This window comes from Saccharibacillus sp. O23, from assembly GCF_002205895.1.
Classification (GTDB): Bacteria; Bacillota; Bacilli; order Paenibacillales; family Paenibacillaceae; genus Saccharibacillus.
This window is the reverse complement of sequence record NZ_NJDE01000028.1, coordinates 1-15,344: the sequence shown is the minus strand read 5'-3', so window position 1 is coordinate 15,344 and position 15,344 is coordinate 1. Positions and strand designations below refer to the sequence as shown.

At 57.6% G+C, this 15,344-nt stretch carries 17 protein-coding genes and 1 riboswitch; all 17 genes read right to left on the bottom strand.

Going from position 1 to position 15,344, the window contains the following annotated elements; genetic code table 11:
• Positions 1–17: 17 nt before the first annotated feature.
• Positions 18–881 (bottom strand): ATP synthase F1 subunit gamma, encoded by an 864-nt coding sequence (gene atpG, locus CDO73_RS24475; RefSeq protein ID WP_088491120.1) that lies wholly within the window; start codon positions 879–881, stop codon positions 18–20.
• 329 nt (positions 882–1,210) lie between these two features.
• A complete protein-coding gene (gene atpA, locus CDO73_RS24470) occupies positions 1,211–2,725 on the bottom strand; it encodes a F0F1 ATP synthase subunit alpha (protein ID WP_088491119.1) in 1,515 nt (504 codons plus the stop codon).
• 18 nt (positions 2,726–2,743) lie between these two features.
• Entirely contained in the window at positions 2,744–3,289 is a 546-nt protein-coding gene (locus tag CDO73_RS24465; RefSeq protein ID WP_088491118.1) for a F0F1 ATP synthase subunit delta, read from the bottom strand.
• A complete protein-coding gene (gene atpF, locus CDO73_RS24460; protein WP_088491117.1) occupies positions 3,286–3,771 on the bottom strand; it encodes a F0F1 ATP synthase subunit B in 486 nt (161 codons plus the stop codon). Before atpF ends, CDO73_RS24465 begins: the two co-directional genes overlap by 4 nt.
• A 93-nt stretch (positions 3,772–3,864) precedes the next feature.
• Positions 3,865–4,089, bottom strand: a complete 225-nt coding sequence (gene atpE, locus CDO73_RS24455) for a F0F1 ATP synthase subunit C (RefSeq protein WP_088491116.1) — start codon at positions 4,087–4,089, stop codon at positions 3,865–3,867.
• A 112-nt stretch (positions 4,090–4,201) separates the two neighbouring features.
• Positions 4,202–5,017 (bottom strand): F0F1 ATP synthase subunit A, encoded by an 816-nt coding sequence (gene atpB, locus CDO73_RS24450; protein ID WP_088491115.1) that lies wholly within the window; start codon positions 5,015–5,017, stop codon positions 4,202–4,204.
• Positions 5,010–5,459 carry an ATP synthase subunit I gene (locus CDO73_RS24445; protein ID WP_179218827.1) on the bottom strand — a complete coding sequence of 150 codons (450 nt, stop codon included), beginning with the start codon at positions 5,457–5,459 and terminating at the stop codon, positions 5,010–5,012. The genes atpB and CDO73_RS24445 overlap by 8 nt, the downstream gene beginning before the upstream one ends.
• Positions 5,452–5,694, bottom strand: coding sequence for an AtpZ/AtpI family protein (locus CDO73_RS24440; RefSeq protein ID WP_088491152.1), 243 nt, complete (start codon positions 5,692–5,694; stop codon positions 5,452–5,454). The genes CDO73_RS24445 and CDO73_RS24440 overlap by 8 nt, the downstream gene beginning before the upstream one ends.
• 256 nt (positions 5,695–5,950) lie before the next feature.
• Complete coding sequence (gene wecB / locus CDO73_RS24435) at positions 5,951–7,123, bottom strand: non-hydrolyzing UDP-N-acetylglucosamine 2-epimerase (protein WP_088491113.1); 1,173 nt, start codon at positions 7,121–7,123, stop codon at positions 5,951–5,953.
• Between the two features lie 154 nt (positions 7,124–7,277).
• Complete coding sequence (upp, locus tag CDO73_RS24430; RefSeq protein WP_087798616.1) at positions 7,278–7,907, bottom strand: uracil phosphoribosyltransferase; 630 nt, start codon at positions 7,905–7,907, stop codon at positions 7,278–7,280.
• A 316-nt stretch (positions 7,908–8,223) separates the two neighbouring features.
• Complete coding sequence (locus CDO73_RS24425) at positions 8,224–9,504, bottom strand: ABC transporter substrate-binding protein (RefSeq protein WP_088491112.1); 1,281 nt, start codon at positions 9,502–9,504, stop codon at positions 8,224–8,226.
• Between the two features lie 13 nt (positions 9,505–9,517).
• Positions 9,518–10,354, bottom strand: coding sequence for a carbohydrate ABC transporter permease (locus CDO73_RS24420; RefSeq protein ID WP_088491111.1), 837 nt, complete (start codon positions 10,352–10,354; stop codon positions 9,518–9,520).
• Positions 10,354–11,235, bottom strand: a complete 882-nt coding sequence (locus CDO73_RS24415; RefSeq protein WP_088491110.1) for a carbohydrate ABC transporter permease — start codon at positions 11,233–11,235, stop codon at positions 10,354–10,356. The genes CDO73_RS24420 and CDO73_RS24415 overlap by 1 nt, the downstream gene beginning before the upstream one ends.
• Before the next feature lie 253 nt (positions 11,236–11,488).
• Entirely contained in the window at positions 11,489–12,736 is a 1,248-nt protein-coding gene (locus CDO73_RS24410) for a serine hydroxymethyltransferase (RefSeq protein ID WP_088491109.1), read from the bottom strand.
• A gap of 392 nt (positions 12,737–13,128) precedes the next feature.
• Positions 13,129–13,713 (bottom strand): TIGR01440 family protein, encoded by a 585-nt coding sequence (locus tag CDO73_RS24405; RefSeq protein ID WP_088491108.1) that lies wholly within the window; start codon positions 13,711–13,713, stop codon positions 13,129–13,131.
• 151 nt (positions 13,714–13,864) lie between these two features.
• Positions 13,865–13,946: riboswitch (ZMP/ZTP riboswitch) on the bottom strand.
• A 131-nt stretch (positions 13,947–14,077) separates the two neighbouring features.
• A complete protein-coding gene (locus tag CDO73_RS24400; RefSeq protein WP_373447057.1) occupies positions 14,078–14,668 on the bottom strand; it encodes a low molecular weight protein arginine phosphatase in 591 nt (196 codons plus the stop codon).
• Between the two features lie 207 nt (positions 14,669–14,875).
• Positions 14,876–15,344 (bottom strand): Sua5 family C-terminal domain-containing protein (locus tag CDO73_RS24395; protein WP_306437549.1); only part of this gene is annotated, 469 nt, incomplete at its 5' end.

Below are 15,344 nucleotides of genomic sequence, written 5' to 3'. Positions count from 1 at the left end.
TTTCCCTCCTACAAGCTTCAGCTTTGTGCGGCGCTCGCGCCGGCCACGATTTCGGTAATTTCCTGCGTGATGGCCGCTTGGCGAGCCCGGTTGTACGTTAAGGTATATTCGTTGATGAGCTTGGACGCGTTCTTCGTCGCCGCGCCCATCGCGGTCATCTTGGCGCCGAGTTCGCTGGCTTTGCCTTCGAGCACGGCTTTGTAGATCAACGTCTCCGCGTAACGCGGCAGCAGTTCGCCCAGTACGGTCTCCGCCGACGGCTCGAATTCGTAAGATTGCAGCGCGCCGTCGAACGATACCGGCTCCATCGGAAGCAGAGCTTCCACCTGAGGAATCTGAGTAAGCGCGTTGATGAACTGGTTATAACATAAGTATAGCGCGTCGCTGTGGCCGAGTTCGTAATCCTGCACGGCACGGGCAGCCACGGCTTTGATGTCCGCGAAAGAAGGCGAGTCCGACAGATCCGTCACCGTCTCGGCGACCGGGATACCCCGTCTGCGGAAATAGTCGCGTCCTTTGCGGCCGATCACGTACAACACGTATTCGTCCGGAGACGTATGACGGTCGCGCAGTTCGTTGGAAACCCGACGCAGAATGTTGGCATTATACCCGCCGGCCAGACCGCGGTCCGACGTGATGACCAGATAAGCGGTTTTGCGAGCCGGACGTTTCTCCAGCATCGGATGGCGGATTCCGGTACTGCTGGACGCAATACTGGCAACCACTTCGCGCAGCTTGTCCGAATACGGACGGGCCGCTTCGGCTTTCTCCTGCGCGCGGCGCAGCTTGGAAGCCGCGACCATCTCCATCGCTTTGGTGATCTGACGGGTATTCTGCGTACTCTTGATCTGCCGTTTGATCTCGCGTATTCCTTTAGCCAATGGTTTCACCTCCAGACTTTGCGAAGCAAAGTCACTTCGTAAGGTTATGCTTTAGACTTTGCGAAGCAAAGTCACTTCGTAAGGTTATGCTTTAGACTTTGCGAAGCAAAGTCACTTCGTAAGGTTATGCTTTAGACTTTGCGAAGCAAAGTCACTTCGTAAGGTTATGCTTCAGATTTTGCGGATGCAAAATCACTTCGTAAGGTCGTAAATTTATCGAATGAAGCTGCCGGACTCGTACGCGCAAAGCCGCTCTTTTCCGGATCGGAAAAGGACGCGGCTTCACCCGTTCGAAGCCCGCCGGGCTTCGACTGAAAGATCGCGCCGGTTTAAGCCGTCGTCGCGAATCCTTTTTTGAACTGTTCGATCGCGGCTACCAGTGCTTTCTCGTTGTCGGACGTCAGATCTTTCGTCTGTACGATCGAATCGAGAATCGCTTTGTGCTCGGTCGTCATGAAAGCGAGGAATTCGCGTTCGAAACGACGCACGTCGGCAACCGGAATATCGTCGAGCATGCCTTTGACGGCCGTGTACAGGCTGACGACCTGTTGTTCGACGGACAGCGGCTGGTTAACGCCTTGTTTGAGGATCTCCATCATGCGCGCGCCGCGGTTGAGGCGGGACAACGTCGATTTGTCGAGGTCCGAACCGAACTGCGAGAACGCTTGAAGCTCGCGGTATTGCGCGAGATCCAGACGCAGCGTGCCGGCAACTTTTTTCATTGCCTTGATCTGCGCGGAACCGCCGACGCGGGATACCGAGATACCGACGTTGATCGCCGGACGTTGACCGGAGTAGAACAAGTCGGACTCCAGGAAGATCTGGCCGTCGGTGATCGAGATGACGTTCGTCGGAATGTACGCCGATACGTCGGAAGCCTGCGTTTCGATGAACGGCAGAGCCGTCAGCGAGCCGCCGCCGCGAGCGTCGCTCAGCTTAGCCGCGCGTTCCAGCAGACGGGAGTGCAGGTAGAAGACGTCGCCCGGATAAGCTTCCCGACCCGGAGGACGGCGGAGCAGCAGGGAGAGTTCGCGGTAAGCGGCGGCTTGTTTCGACAAGTCGTCGTAGATGACCAGCGCATGCTCGCCTTTGTACATGAAGTACTCGCCCATCGCGCAGCCGGCGTAAGCCGAGATGTACTGGAGCGGAGCCGGGTCCGAAGCGGACGCCGTCACGACGATCGTGTAGTCCAGCGCGCCGTTGCGGCGCAGCGTTTCCACGACCTGAGCAACCGTGGACTGTTTCTGTCCGATGGCTACGTATACGCACTTCACGTTGTTGCCTTTTTGGTTGAGGATCGTATCGATCGCGATCGTCGTTTTACCCGTTTGACGGTCGCCGATGATCAGCTCGCGCTGTCCGCGGCCGATCGGGACCATCGAGTCGATGGCTTTGATGCCCGTTTGCATCGGCTCGTGCACGGATTTACGGTCGATAACGCCCGGAGCCGAACCTTCGACCGGACGGTAATGAGTCGTCTCGATCGGACCTTTGCCGTCGACCGGCTGTCCGAGCGGGTTCACGACGCGTCCGAGCAGCGCTTCGCCGACCGGAACTTCCATGATGCGGCCCGTACGTTTGACTTGGTTGCCTTCGCGGATATCCGTGTAAGGACCCAAGATAACGATACCGACGTTATCTTCTTCCAAGTTGAGGGCCATGCCCATTACGCCGTTCTCGAACTCGAGGAGTTCGCCCGACAGTACGTTGTCGAGACCGTATGCGCGCGCGATACCGTCGCCGACTTGAATGACGGTACCCACTTCGGCGACTTCGATTTCGCTTTGATATTGTTCAATCTGGCTCTTAATCAGCGTGCTGATTTCATCAGGTCTGATACTCAAGTGGTTTCCCCCCTGTCACTATGCTTGCCGTTCAAAAGACTTTTCGAGACGGGCCAACTTGCCCGCTAGGCTTCCGTCGTAGAGCGTATTGCCGATGACGACTTTGGCGCCGCCCAGCACGCTTTTGTCCACGACGTTATGAACCGTGATTTTCTTGCCGGTCAGAACGCCGAAACGTTCCGCGGCTGCCGTCTTCTCTTCTTCGGTGAGAGGGAAGGCGCTATAGACGGTGGCGTCGGCCAAGCCGAGCGCCTCGTTGGAAATATGCTCGTAACTCTCGCGCAGTTCGCCGAACAGCTGTGTCCGGCCGCGTTCGACCAACAATTCGATCGTACGGGCAACCGGCACGGATACGCGGCCTTCAAAAGCGCTGTTCAGCACTTTCTTCTTGTCTTCCGCGGATACACCGGGCGAAGATACGAACTTACCCAGAGCCGGATCGGACGCGAAAGCTTCCGTAATGGCGCGCAGCTCGGCCTGCGTCTCCGTGACTTTGCCTTGGGCGAAAGTCACTTCGAACAGCGCGCGCGCATAACGTTTCGCGGCCAGAGTGTCGCGGCTCATGATTTCGTTCCTACGTCTTTCAGGTACTGATCAACCAGGCCTTCGTTCGATTTCTCGTCGATCTCCTTCTCGATCAGCTTGGAAGCGATCTGGACGGAGACGCGTCCGACTTCGCCGCGCAGGGCGGCCATCGCCTTGTTCTTTTCGCTCTCGATGTCGCGGAGCGCTTCGTCCTTCAGGCGAACAGACTCTTCTTTGGCTTGCGCGATCAATTGATCGGCCTGCTTGCCGCTCGTCTGTCTGGATTGTTCAATGATATCGTAAGCTTCTTTGCGCGCCTGCTGGAGCGCTTCTTTCTGCTGTTCCACATAAGCGGCCGCTTCTTCGCGCGTCGTCGATGCTTCGTTCAACTGACTAAGCACCAGCTCGCGGCGCTTCTCCATAACGGACATCAGAGGCCCGATGGCGTAGCGGCTGAGCAGCCAGTACAAAATAACGAATGCGAGCAGCGTAACGACTGTAGAAGTCCATACAAAATGCACGTGGGTCACTCCTTTCCAGGCTGGTCAATCTCAGTTCAAAAAGAAGGCGCGGAGGCTGCTGCCATCCCCGCCATCGTATGTTTCCGTAAAAAATTAAGCCGCTGCCCAGAAGATGAAGGCGAGAACGACACCGATGATCGGCAGGGCTTCGACCAGACCTACACCGATAAACATCGTCGTTTGCAGCGTGGATTTCGCTTCCGGTTGACGAGCGATACCTTCTACCGTTTTGCTGATGATCAGACCGTTACCGATACCCGCGCCGAGGGCGCCCAAGCCTACTGCGATCGCAGCGGCGATAAATGCCATAACTCCCATTGAATGTAGTCCTCCTTGGTTTGTGTACCTTAAAATTTATAGTCAGCCCGAAGTTCCTCGCGGAGCTTGCCGGCTCATGACTCGCTTGCAGTAGATCTTGACTAGACGACGGCTAGTGTTCTTCGTGCGTATCGATCTTCTGGGATATGTAAACCATAGCCAGAATCATAAAGACGAAGGCCTGAATCGCGCCTACGAATATACTGAATCCTTGCCATACCATCATCAGCGGAATCGAAGCGATCCAACCGACCGCGCCGGCTGCCGCAAGTTTCAGGATCACGCTGATCAATACCTCGCCGGCAAAAATGTTGCCGTATAGACGCATCCCGTGCGTGAGCAAACTTGCGAATTGTTCGATCAAGTTGATCGGCAGGAAAACGGGATACGGTTCGAGATAGTGTTTGAAGTAAGATTTGGTGTTCTTGGCCATGCCCAAGTAATGAACCATGACGAAGATGATTGCCGCCAGCGTCATCGTAACGGAAACGTCGGCCGTAGGGGATTTCCAGAAAGCGACTTCGGCATGCGGATGAGCTTCGCCGGCTGCGATAGCCGAGTTGAGCGTATCGACGACCGGAACGATCTGATGACCGAAGATGGTTGCCTTCTCTACGCTGTCGTACTCAAACACGATACCGAACGGAAGCCCCAACATGTTGCTGACGAAAATGAACATGATCAGCGTCACGCCGAGCGTGATGAACGGTCTGCCTTTCTTGAGATCCATGGTGCCGGCGATCTGGTTCTGAACGAACTCGATGACCCACTCCATGAAATTCTGCAATTTGCCCGGGTTCTCGACCGAGAGGTTGCGCGTAGCCAGCTTGGCGATCAGGAATACGACCAAGCAGCTTACGATCAGCATCGTAATGATCGAGAGGTCAAACGGAATGCCTCCGAGATGAATTATCGGAGCTTCATGCATCTTTTTCACCCCTTTCTTCAGCTAATCTCTCCTGCCGCTTCGCTTCGAAGCGGGCGGTTTCTTCCCTGCTGCCTTTCAGGTTGAAGACGATCCCGAAAATCAGCAGGATGAACGGGGCGACGACGAGACTTCCCAGCAGCGCCTGCAAGTTCACCTCGTGAGGAAACTCGATGGCGACCACCAAGGCCCCGATCGCCGCGATTGCGCGCCAGGAAAAGCCGAGACCGCCGCGAAACTTGCGTCCCTCCGCCGCGGCATCGGTGATTTTCCTGACTCTGTATCCCAGATAATACGCGCTCATACAACTGATGCTGATCCCGAAAATGATTCCGAGAAGCACCGGGTGATGGTGAGGCGCAATCAGCATCCATACGGCGCCGATCGCGAGCACCGTGTACGTCACGCGCGTCAGCCAACGCATATACTTCGGTAATTCACTCATCGCTTCCCTCCAAGACTTTGCGAACGAGGGCATAAATGCCGAACGCTCCGAGGACAAGGCCGATCAGCACGCCGATTCCGATCCATAGGCCGGAACCGCCCATTCTGTCGTCCATCCAACGCCCGAAGAGAAACCCGACCAAGGTAAAAATCGCCAGGTCGATCCCAATCGCGCCGACAAGCCCGACAGCCTTCCACGGGCCTTTGTTACGAACCGGTTTATCGCGCTTATCCATTGCCTGTCAACCTCATAATCCCCATTCATTTTACTGAACAGTAAGAGTTATTGTCAATTCGCCGAACTTTTCCTTTTTCTCGCTCATGCCGCGTCGCGCAAGGCTTCGGCGCTTCGAAAAATGACGTTGCCTGTAGTTACGGAACAAATTGCTTACCGTTACGGAAAGGTTGTGACGATTGTTTGACACTCGCCGGGCGAATTTCGTGAAAGCGTATCAACCGTACAGCTATACTGTATACTGTTTACCTGGTTAATCACAATGCAACTTCAGGATCAATTGTGTCTATTGTGTGAAATTCTTCGGGACGTTCCGTTTGGAAGCCGAAACTATGAAGAATCGCATTGACAATCCGTTGCGACGCTTTGCCGTCTCCGTACGGGTTGGCGGCCCGGCTCATGGATTCGTACAAAGTCGCATCGCTCAGCAGCGCTTGAGTCCGTGCATACACCTTCTCTTCTTCCGTTCCCACCAGCTCGAGCGTTCCGGCTTCGATGCCTTCCGGCCGTTCCGTCGTGTCGCGCAGGACCAGAACAGGCACGCCGAACGACGGAGCCTCTTCCTGCAGGCCGCCGGAGTCGGTCAGAATCAGGTGAGTATGCGGATAAAAATTATGCAGGTCCACGACGTCGAGCGGATCGATCAGCGAGATGCGCGGATGACCGCCGAGGATTTCGTGAGCCGGCTCTTTGACTGCGGGGCTCGGGTGAACGGGATATACGATCGCCACGTCTTCGAATTCGTCGGCGATCCGTTTCACCGCGCGGAAGATGTTGCGGTGAGGTTCGCCCTGCGATTCGCGGCGATGCGCCGTCATCAGAATCAGCCTTTTTCCCTTGGCCCAATCCAGCACCGGATGGCTGTAATCGGGCTGCACGGTATATTGAAACACATCCGTAACGGTGTTGCCTGTGACAAAAACGCTTGACTTCGACTTATTCTCCTTGGCAAGGTTGCCTGCCGACCAAGAGGTCGGAGCGAAATGGAGATCGGCGATCACGCCCGTCAATTGACGGTTCATTTCCTCCGGATAAGGCGACTGCTTGTTCCAAGTGCGAAGTCCGGCTTCGACATGGCCGACTTTGATCTGCTGAAGGAAAGACGCGTAGCTGGCCAAGAAAGTCGTCAGCGTGTCGCCGTGCACCAGCACGATGTCCGGCTGCGCTTCGCGCAGTACCGGCTCCAGTCCTTGAAGCACGCGGATCGAAATCTCGTTCAGCGTCTGCCGGTCTTTCATCACGTCCAGATCGTAATCCGGCTTGATCTTGAATACGTCCAATACTTGGTCGAGCATCTGGCGATGCTGGGCCGTTACGCAGACGATCGATTCGATCTGCTCCGGGTGCTTCTCCAATTCGAGAATCAGCGGAGCCATCTTGATCGCTTCCGGCCGTACGCCGAAGATCGTCATGACTTTGATCTTGTTCATTCGTTGTCGTCTCACCTTTCCGTCGGCATCCGGCCGCCGCGCAAGCGGCGCTCCGAATGCCTTCGATATAATTCCTTCATTATAATCTCTTCATTAATTAAAGCGCTTTTTTAACCTGCCTAGCCAAACCCGCCCAGCGGCATCGCCGCCCGGATTACTTCGTGCCGTACAAGCGGTCTCCCGCATCGCCGAGGCCCGGTACGATATAACCGTGATCGTCGAGTCTTTCGTCGAGCGCCGCTACGTAGATATCCACGTCCGGATGGGCGTCTTGAACCGCTTTGACGCCTTCCGGCGCCGCGATCAGATTCATCATCTTGATCTGCGTGCATCCGCGTTTCTTCAGCACGTCGATCGCCGCGATCGCGGAACCGCCGGTCGCCAGCATCGGGTCGATGACGATCAGCTCGCGCTCTTGCACGTCCGTCGGCAGCTTGACGTAATACTCAACGGGCTGCAGCGTGTTCGGATCGCGGAACAAGCCCACGTGTCCGACTTTGGCCGCCGGAAGAAGTTTCAACACGCCGTCGAGCATGCCGAGACCCGCGCGCAGGATCGGCACCAGACCGAGCATGCGGCCCGAGATGACTTTGCCTTCGGTTTGGGTAACCGGCGTTTCGACCGGAATGGATTCGAGCGGAATCTCGCGCGTAATCTCGTACGCCATCAATGTCGCGACTTCGTCGACCAGTTCGCGGAAGTCTTTCGTGTTCGTGTTCACGTCTCGGATAAAAGTCAGTTTGTGCTGGATCAGCGGATGATCGCAAATCACCAGTTTGCTCATAAAATTTCGTCCCTCCGTACAATGTTTGATACCCGGCCTTTCGCCGAGAAGCTTTCGCTTCCGACGAAGGCCGACGGCGCTCGCTTTTCGGAAAACCTTTCACGAATTCCGCGTCGGGCGCGCCTTGCCCGGCATGCTCCATGCCGAGGCGCGCCGTAAATCTTGTCCATTATAGCATTAGACCGCCCTGTATGCACCCGCCGTCCACGGCTCCGACACAAATTCCCGCCGCTTTCTCGCGATCGCTTTTCCGAAGCCTTTTCACGCAAAAAAGCCCCGCCCGAAACATCGGACGGAGGCTCTGCCGAATTTGCGTTTATCGTACCTTGAGATTGTCGTAAGAAGCCTGCATATGTTCGAGCAGCTGCTCGCGCGTATCCCTGCCGGCAATATACGATTGCATCAAATTGGCGTAATCTTGAGGCGTTCCGATCGGAAGCTGTTGGAAATACCAGTTGAGCACTTTGCCTTCGCCGATATATTTCGTCAGATCGCTTCCGAGCGGTCCGATATCTTCGGAAGCCGCCTTGATGTTGTTGAACGCCGGGATGAACTGGAACTTCTTGGTCAGGAACTCTTGGCCTTCCGGCGTGCCCGCCATCCAATCCAGCAGTTCTTTCGCTTCTTCTTTGACCGGCGAATTTTTGCTGACGACCCAATAGGTCGGCACGCCGACGAACAGTTTGTCGTTGGCTTCGGCATCGTCGCTGATCGGCATCGGCATCATCCCCACGTTCAGATCGGGATTGATGCCGTCGAGCGTCGGCTGTACCCAGTTGCCCTGCTGCGTCATCGCGGCTTTGCCGTTCGCGAACGTGGACATCTGCGTATTGTAGTCCGTCGTCAGCGGGTTGGCGTTGCCGTATTTGAGCGTCAGATCGAGCAGATCCAGCCAACCGTCGAAAATCTTGTTGCTCGCCATATCGGCGGTCCCGTCGTTCAGCGACTTCATGAACGCGTCGGGGTCGTCCTGCCGGGCGAAAGGAACGTTGACGTTATGGTTGCCCAGCACCCACCATTCGGCGTAAGCGTTGACGAACGGCGTGTAGCCTGCGGCCTGAATCTTTTTCGCCGCTTCTTCCAACTCGCTCAGCGTTTTGGGGATCTCGGTCACGCCGGCTTTTTTGAAAATGTCCTTATTGTACAGGAAGCCGTACCCTTCGTAGTTCAGCGGAAACCCGTACAGTTTGCCATCCGCGCTCATCGGATCTTTGGCGACCTGATCCATATGCTGCGTCCACGGCTGATCCGACAGGTCTTCCAGATATTCGAGCCACAGATCGCGCTCTTGGAAACCGCCGATGGTGAAGATGTCGGGCTGCGCCCCGGCGGAGAACCTCGATTTGAGCGACGCCGCGTAATCCGTGCCGCCCCCGACGGACTGAATGTTGAGGATCACGCCGGGATGCGAAGCTTCGTATACTTTTTTCATTTCCTGAAGCTGATCGGAGATTTCGACTTTGCCTTGATAGATATTGATGACCTTCTGTCCCGACTCGCCCGCGCTGCCGCCTTGCGAACAGCCGGACAACGCGGACGCGGCGGCCAGAAGCAGAGCGGGAACCCACATCAGCTTTTTGGCGAATTTATGCTTCATGGTTCTCTCCTCCTCACCCTTTGACCGCGCCGGCGGCGATGCCGGATACGATGTATTTTTGCATGGCCAGGAAGAAGACGATGACCGGAGCGATGCCCAGAACGAGCGCCGGAAGCGCCAGGTCCCACTGCTTCGTGTACTGGCCGAACAGCATGTAAGTCGCGATCGGAATCGTCTGCAGGTCTTCGCTGGTCAAGATCAGGGAAGGCAGCAGGTAGTCGTTCCAGATCCAGAGCGTGTTGAGGATGATGACCGTCACGTACATCGGGCGCAGCATCGGATAGACGATTCGGAAAAAGACGCCGTACGTCCCCGCCCCGTCCACGCGCGCCGCCTGCTCGATCTCGAGCGGAACGGATTTCATGCTGCCGTGGAACAAGAAGACCGACAGCGGAGCGCCGAAGCCGATATAGCAGATGATCAGGCCCCACAGGCTGTCGCTGAGCCCGAAGCGGCTGGTCACGTCCGTCAGCGGCAGCATGATCGATTGGAAAGGAATGACCATCGCCGCCACGAACAGAGCGAACAGGGCGCGGTTGAACTTGGAATCGCGGCGCACCATCTGGTAAGCCGTCATGGAGCTGAACAGCACGAGCAGCAGATTGCTGACAACCGTGATGATCAGCGAGTTCTTAAACGCGGAAGGGAAGTTGATCGCCTCCCAGCCGGATTTGTAGTTCGCCCACTGAAGGCTGGTCGGCAGCGCCGCCGCGTCGGACAAGATCTCTCCGAACGTCTTCAGCGAGTTGGATATCAGGAAGTAGAACGGCACCAAGAACAGCAGGCCGACCAGAACCAACAGAATCTCCAGAACCAGCGTGGATATGCGGTATCTCGTATCTTGCTCCATTAAGCTTCGACCTCCCTGCTCTTGGTCGCCCGGACTTGAACGGCCGTAATGATCGCCACGATGATGAAGAAGATGACCGCTTTGGCCGTACCCAGACCGAGGCGGCTGTTCGTGAACGCTTCGCGGTAGATATCGAGCGCCACCGAACGGGTCGCGTTAAACGGTCCGCCGTTCGTCAGCGCCAAGTTCAGGTCGAACATTTTGAACGACCAAGAAATGGTGAGGAACAAGCAGACGGTCACGGCCGGCATGACGAGCGGGAAAATCATTTTCCACAACACCTGAGTGCGGTTGGCCCCGTCGATCTCCGCCGATTCCAGCACGTCTTTGGAGACGTTGCTGAGCGACGCGATATAGATGACCATCAGGTAGCCGGCATACTGCCAGATAAAGACGATCACGATGCCCCAGAACGCGGTCGGTTCGTTGCCCAGCCACGGCAGATTGAAGAACGACCAGCCGGTCGCCTGCCCGATGGCCGTGAATCCGCGCACGAAGATGAACTGCCAGATGAAGCCGAGCAGCAGTCCTCCGATCATATTGGGCATGAAAAAGACGGTCCGCAGAATGTTCTTGCTCTTCAGCGGCTTGGTCAGGAAATACGCCAAGAAAAAGCCCAACAGATTCGCGCCCACTACGGCGACGACCGTGAAGCGGACCGTAAACCAGAACGAGTTCCGGAAATCGGGGTCCGAAGTGAAGATATGGACGTAGTTGCTCAGTCCGACGAATTCGAGATGGCGCGAGACGCCGTTCCAGTTGGTCATGGAATAATACACCCCGAGCAGGAACGGAACCAGTACGATCAACGCGAAAAAAATCGTGGTCGGACCGACGAAGACGAACTGCTGAGTCAGCTGCGAAATTTTTTTACGGCTCAACCCAATCCTCTCCCTCTGTCGAATATGTAGCGAAACGAAGGCGGAAAATCCGCAGGGGATGTGCGCACATCCCGTTGTTGATGCGATCGCGAAACGTACTGTCTATATACCCCAACTTGGCGGCTATTTCTCACTTTCTATTTATTTACAGATAAATCCGCATTCCGGGAACGCCGAAAAGCCCGGTTCGGAAAGAACCGGGCGAAGCGGAAACGGACCGCTTTACAGGTCGTGCGATTTTTCGGATTCGGTCTTAGTATTGCAGATTCGGATAAAGCGGGAAGCGGTCGGTCAGTTCTTTGACGTCGGCGCGAGCTTTGTCCAGCACGGCTTCGTCTTTCGGCGCCTTCAGGACGGAAGCGATGATCCGACCGATCGATTTCATGGCGTCTTGGTCCATGCCGCGCGAAGTCGCCGCAGGCGTGCCGATGCGGATGCCGCTCGTGATGAACGGGCTGGTCGTGTCGAACGGAATCGCGTTCTTGTTGACCGTGATGCCGACGGAATCGAGCACATGCTCGGCGTCTTTGCCCGTGATGCCCACGCCGCGCGTGTCGATCAGCATCAAGTGGTTGTCCGTGCCGCCGGATACGATGTCGATGCCTTCGCCGATCAGCGTCTCCGCCAATACGCGAGCGTTGTCGACCACGTTCTGCGCGTACACTTTGAACGACGGATCAAGCGCTTCGCCGAACGCGACGGCTTTCGAAGCGATGACGTGCATCAGCGGTCCGCCTTGAATGCCCGGGAACATCGCTTTGTCGATCGCCTGCGCCCACGGCTTGGTGCACATGATCATGCCGCCGCGAGGTCCGCGCAGCGTCTTGTGCGTCGTCGTCGTGACGAAGTGCGCGTGCGGAACCGGAGACGGGTGAACGCCTGCGGCCACGAGGCCCGCGATATGCGCCATGTCGACCATGAAGAGCGCGCCTACGTCATTCGCGATCGAAGCCAGCGCTTCGAAGTCGATCGTGCGCGGATACGCGCTGGCGCCGGCAACGAGCATGCGAGGGCGGTGTTTGAACGCCGCTTTGCGCACTTCGTCGTAGTCGATGCGGAAGTTGTCTTCGCGCACGCCGTAAGCGACGAAGTTGTACAGGATGCCCGAAGCGTTGACCGGGCTGCCGTGCGTCAAGTGGCCGCCGTGCGCCAAGTTCATGCCCAGTACGGTATCGCCCGCTTTGAGCGCCGCGAGATATACGCCCAAGTTGGCCTGCGCGCCGGAGTGAGGCTGCACGTTGACGTGTTCGGCGCCGAACAGTTCTTTGGCGCGGTCGCGCGCCAGATCTTCCACGATGTCCACGTATTCGCAGCCGCCGTAGTAGCGCTTGCCCGGGTAACCTTCGGCATATTTGTTCGTCAGCACCGAGCCCATCGCTTCGATGACCGCTTCGCTTACGATGTTCTCGGACGCGATCAGCTCGATGTTGGCTTTTTGACGGTCAAGTTCTTGTCCCATTGCTTTCAGTACTGCCGGGTCGCTTTTTCTCAAGTGCTCCATGTTCCGTATTCCTCCCTGGGTTCGAAAATGTTAGGTCTGACTGTAGGTCGAATCTCGCGCTTGTTCGCCGAACGGACGGGCTCGAAGCCGACCGGCTCTTCGCGGCAGGCGGAGAGCCGGCGCTTCAGCGCCGCGTCGTGGCGAAGCGCGCGGTTGGGCGTGTCTGAAAACTCCGGTGTAAGCAGATTTTGCCGAATTTTTGTTACTCAACAAGGAACTTTTTCGCAGGCGTGCCGGGGCACGTCAAGAGAAAGTGACGAAGTAGAGGGCAAAAAGGCGGTAAAAGATGCTCATCGTTGAGTTTTCAGACGCGACCCAGTCTTCCGGGCAGATTCTGCTCTGAACCTGCCCGGCGCCGGTCGCGCCTCGCGAACCGGGGCGTCAAAGCCCTGTTAGTCGCAGAAGGTCGAATCCGGCTCGCCTTGGAGCCGGTACACGGCGCGTTCGCCGCCGATCAGCGGCGGACGGGTCGTCGCGGCGGTAACCCGCGCTTCCCCGATCTGCCGAACCGTCAGCCGCAGCGGTACCGCTACCCGGCGCAGATGCATGCCGATCAACGTCTCGCCGATATCGAGGCCGGCGTGCGCTTCGATCGTTTCGGCCAGCGCCGGTTCCGTCATCGCGCGGTAAGCCGCGGAAGCCATCGAACCGCCGGCTTTCGGCACGGGTACGGCCGATACTTCGCGCAGGCCCAGACGTTCCAACACGGAACGTTCCATGACCAGCGCGCGGTTCAAATGCTCGCAGCATTGATACGCCACGTCGAAGCCGAATTCCTGCCGAACTTCGTCGATGCCCGCAAGCAGCTGCTGCGCGACTTCCAAAGCGCCCGAAGTGCCGATACGCTTGCCGGCGACTTCGCTCGTGCTCGTACCGATCACGAGCACTTTGCCCGATTTCAATCCGGCCGACTCCGCCAGTTCTCTCGCCGCTTGCGCGGCTTGACGGCGGATCGAGTCTTCCTGATTCTGTTCCACATCCGTCACTCCTTCGCCGATTGCGATTCGCCGTAGACCGCTTGGATCCCGGCGTTCTTACACGATCATAACGCCGGAGCGCGCGAAAGGAAAGCAGGTAAAGCTTCGAATAAAAACAAAAAGAGCGACCGCGCGTCGAAAACGCGAAGCTGCTCTTTGCCCAGGCGACCGGCCGATATTCCGATGCTCCATCGTGGTTGAACCCACACTCGTCGCCAGTTACATCGGATCTGCAATTTAAATTCATCATAAAGCACGGATGGTTAAAAATCAACCTAAAATCCGGCAGAATACGGACAAACTAAGCGCGCCCTTTCACATACGTTCGGGAATACGGGAAGTATCCCCGTCGATCGGATTCGGTTCAGCGCTTTTCGCGCTCGAGCTTGTCGAGCAGCCGATCCAACGCCGTACGGATCTCCGCCGCCGTCGCTTCGTACTCGTCGCGCGAGCCGCCGAACGGATCGGAAATATCGAACATGGGGATTCGCTGGCGCAGTTCGATCATCCGCTGACGCTGCGAAGTCTCCACGGTTTCTCCGAGCGCCCGCGAGAGTTCGACGGAAGCCGACAGACTGTCCAGCTCTTCCAGATCGCCCAGCACGTTCGGGTCGTCTTCGACGTATTCTTTGAGCGTATGCGTGCGGTCGTAAGCTTCGGGGAACGTGCGCAGCACATGGCTCTTATGCGAACCGGTCAGCGTCAGAATCAGATCGGCCCATTCGATCAAGCCGAGGTCGAGCGCAGAAGAAGTCATCCGGTCCTGAATCTGATGATCGCGCAGCACCGCTTCCGCATGGCGGGACATGGGCATGCCCGGCGTAGCCGCGACGCCCGCCGAACGTACGTCGAGCGCTATGCCGCGCTGCTTGGCCATCTGCCGCAGCAGCCCTTCGGCCATCGGACTTCGGCAGGTATTGCCGGTACATACGAATAAAATATGCTTCGCTTTCAAGCGAATCCTCTCCTTTGCACAGAGATTAAAAAGATCGCTGCGCCGCTCGACAGTCGGCCGCGCCTTCGGTCGAACAGCCGGAATACGGCGCGCGACAGCCGATCGGCATAAGCCCTCGGCGAAACGGCTCCGCCGGGAAAACGGGCATCGAACCAAACCGCCGAGCGGCTCTCCGCTTTCAGTCCGAAGCGGAACGGCCGCTCCGTTTCAGACGCGGCGGATTCGGCCGCCGGCCGCTTTGCCCAGCCGATTCATGACGGCTGCGCCGATTCCGCTCTCCTCGCAGCCTTCGGCGAGCATGTACGTCGCGCCTTCTTCGTCGAAGCGGCGGAGCGCGGCGTACAGCCGCGACGCCGCTTGGCGCAGATCGTGCAGGCTGCCCAGCGGCAGCACGACGTCCGCGCAGCCTTCGTAGAGGCTCAGGTGCTCGTCGAACGCGAGCACCCCGGTCTTCTCGCCGCGAGCTTTCGCGGCGGCGAGCAGGCCGCGGATGGTTTCCGCGGCTTCCCGCTCCGCGCCGAGCACGACTTCGAGCCGACCGCTCGGCGCGTAGTGCGTGTACTTCATGCCCGGCGAACGCGGCGCTTCGCCCGGGGCACCGGCACTGCCGCAGGACGCTTCGCCGTCCGGCATGCCCGCCTTCGGCCCGGCTGCGCCGGCCTCGGACCCCGCCGCG